Consider the following 2,920-nt stretch of genomic DNA (forward strand, 5'->3'; position numbering starts at 1 on the left):
CCGCCTAGACTGCCACGGTCCGGACGAGCGAAGCGGCCCCCACGTGATTGACAGAACGCTGAACGGCAGTTCCAATGCCCCGGCCGGCTGACTTCCGCGCGCGGCGTGGGCCTGATGCGGGAAGCCGGGGACTTGCCGGTGGGGGTCGGATCGATTCCGGCGGCACACAGGAGGCCATTGATGGCAAGCGATGAGATAACAGGCGATCAGACCGATGAAGGCGTCTCCGTGGCGGACGATGGGGAAGAAGACCCGCAAGCGGCGCTCAAGAAGGTCATCTCCGTCGACGTCACCGACATGGGCGTGCTCCGCAAGACCGTGGGCATCACCGTCCCCCGCGACAGCCTGACGACCGAGTTCGACAAGGAATACGACGGGCTTATGTCCGACGCGCTGGTGCCGGGCTTTCGCAAGGGTCACGCCCCGAGGAAGCTCGTGGAAAAGCGATTCGGCCGCGACGTGAACGAACAGGTTCAGACGCGGCTGGTCTCCAACGCCTATCTGGCTGCGATCGACAAGGAGGAGTTGAAGGTTCTGGGCGACCCCATGATCTGGGTCCACGTCAAGGACAAGAAGAAGCCGGACGAGCAAACGCAGGAGAAGCTGCTCGAAATGGGCGAGGCTCTGCCGCACATCGCGCTGCCGGACGACGGCGACTTCACGTTCCGCTGCGAGGTCGAGGTCAAGCCGGAGTTCGAGTTGCCGGAGCTCGAAGGCGTTCCGATCGAGAAGCCGATCCTGAGCATCAGCGACGCGGCCGTGCAGGTGCAGATCGACCGGATGCGCGCGCAGCGAGGCAACTGGGCGCCAGTCGAGTCGGGTGGCAAAGTCGTCGCCGACGACCTGCTCGTGTGCGATTTGAAGGTGACTGTCGGCGGCAAGGAAGTGAAGACTCTCGACAATGTTCAACTCGCGGCGCGAGCGCAGGTCGTCGAGGGCGCCGTGCTTTCGGATCTGGGTGACGCCTTGAAGGGTGCGAAGGTCGGCGACAGCCGTTCGGTCGAGGCCGAGCTGCCGGAGGACTACGAGGTCGAGGATCTTCGCGGCAAGAAGGCGACGTTTGCATTCAGTGTCAACGAGATCAAGCGGATGCAATTGCCGCCGCTGGACAAGGCCTATCTCGAGGCCAATGGCTTCGACAACGAGGCTGACTACCGCCAGTGGGTCAAGTCGCAGATGGAGCTGCAACTCGAGGCGGAGATTCGCCGCGGCATGAAGGGTCAGACGAAGAAGTACCTGCTCGATAACACCACACTCGAATTGCCCGAGGGTTTGTCTTCTCGCCAGACAGAACGGGCGGCGGCTCGGCGGGCGATCGAATTGCGCCGGCAGGGTGTCCCGGCGGAGGAGATCGACAAACATGCCGACGAGCTCCGCACCGGCGCCAGGGAAGAGGCGCTGGCGGAGTTGAAGCTCTACTTCATCTTCGAAGAGGTCGCCGAGAAGTTCGAGGTCGATGTGACGGAGGAGGAGATCAACGGCCAGATTGCCCAAATGGCCAGGGCCTATAACCGCCGCTTTGATCGCGTTCGCGACGAGTTGGCCAAGAGCAACGGCATCGAGCAACTGTATCTCGAAGTCCGCGACGAGAAGTGCATCGAGCGGATTCTGGACAAGGCCAAGATCACCGAGGCCAAACCTGAGAAGAAGGCGGCGCCGAAGCAGAAAACCGCCGCCAAGAAGGCCGCGACCAAGAAGGCGACCACAAAGGCAGACGAGGACGAGAAGGCCGAGAAGAAGACGGTCAAGAATGCTGCCAAGAAGACGACTAAGAAGGCGTCAAAGAAGAAGTCTCAATGAGGGAGCGTCACGGGCTCAGGGCCCGTCGGTCCTGGGCTTTGGTGTGGAGACTGCAGGGCGATGAGGCGAGCTGCTGTGTACGAGCGCTCGCTAACGCGGCCTGCCCGGCTGGACGATGTAGTCACGGTCGGCGTGCGTTGCCGTTGATTGGGCGGCTCGGCACGCCTTGAGAGCCGGCGGCTAGTCAGGCCCGAGAATAGACCCGAGAGCGACCGAGAAAAGGGAATCGTTCATGGATGATCGAGGATATCCGCACGGCGGCATCATCAACCCCATGGCCCTGGCGACGCACGCCCAGGCCGGGCCCCCGTACCAACGCTATCGCGAGATGTCGATCGAGGACATGCTCCTCGAGAATCGCATCATTTTCCTCTCCGGCCCGATCGGCGAGCACGTAGCCAGTCTGGTCATCATGAGGTTGCTCTATCTCCAGAGCGTCAAGAAGGACCAAGACATTCACCTGTACATCAACTGTCCCGGAGGCATGGTGGATCAGACGCTCGCGATCTACGACACGATGAGTTTCCTGACGTGCGACATCGCGACGTATTCCATCGGCCAGGCCGCCAGCGGCGGGGCCGTGATCCTCACGGCCGGCACCAAGGGCAAACGGTTCGCGCTGCCCAACAGCAAGATCATGCTCCACCAGCCCTGGGGCGGCATCACGGGTCAGGCCGAGGACATACGCATTCAGGCGGAGGAGATTCTCCGGGACAAACAGAATCTGAATCGCATCCTCTCCGAACACACCGGCAAGGCCATTGCGGAGATCGAGGCCGAGACCGAAAGGGATCGCTTCCTCGATGCCAAAGAGGCCGTCGAATGGGGCCTCGTCGACGAGATTTTGGAGAGCACCGGTGAGGAGTCCGGCGGAAAAGGCAAGGACAAGGACAAGAAGAAGTCATAGGCGTTCGGCCGCAGCGAGCCGGGCCGTCCTCGGCCAACGGCGGTTCGACCCGTCTTCTGAGGTCCGAGCCTGAAAGAAGTCTGCAGATCAACGAACCCCCTCGGCCGCGGCGCCGATGGCGAAGGAGTGCCACATGGCAAGCAATTCCACATTGATCCCGTTCGTAATCGAGAAGACCGGTCGTGGCGAACGGTCGTATGACATCTACTCGCG

2 protein-coding genes are annotated in these 2,920 nt (G+C 62.0%); both read left to right on the forward strand.

Features of this window, described 5'->3' with window-relative positions:
* The first annotated feature begins 180 nt into the window (after positions 1-180).
* Positions 181-1,800, forward strand: a complete 1,620-nt coding sequence (gene tig / locus GY769_19140) for a trigger factor (GenBank protein ID MCP4204040.1) — start codon at positions 181-183, stop codon at positions 1,798-1,800.
* Between the two features lie 232 nt (positions 1,801-2,032).
* Complete coding sequence (locus tag GY769_19145) at positions 2,033-2,707, forward strand: ATP-dependent Clp protease proteolytic subunit (GenBank protein ID MCP4204041.1); 675 nt, start codon at positions 2,033-2,035, stop codon at positions 2,705-2,707.
* Positions 2,708-2,920 lie beyond the last annotated feature (213 nt).

This window comes from bacterium, assembly GCA_024224155.1.
Lineage (GTDB): Bacteria > Acidobacteriota > Thermoanaerobaculia > Multivoradales > JAHEKO01 > CALZIK01.

Excerpts from the sequence above, each read along its gene's own strand:
- tig (MCP4204040.1), top strand. The coding sequence starts at position 181 with ATGGCAAGCGATGAGATAACAGGCGATCAGACCGATGAAGGCGTCTCC.
- GY769_19145 (MCP4204041.1), top strand. The coding sequence starts at position 2,033 with ATGGATGATCGAGGATATCCGCACGGCGGCATCATCAACCCCATGGCC.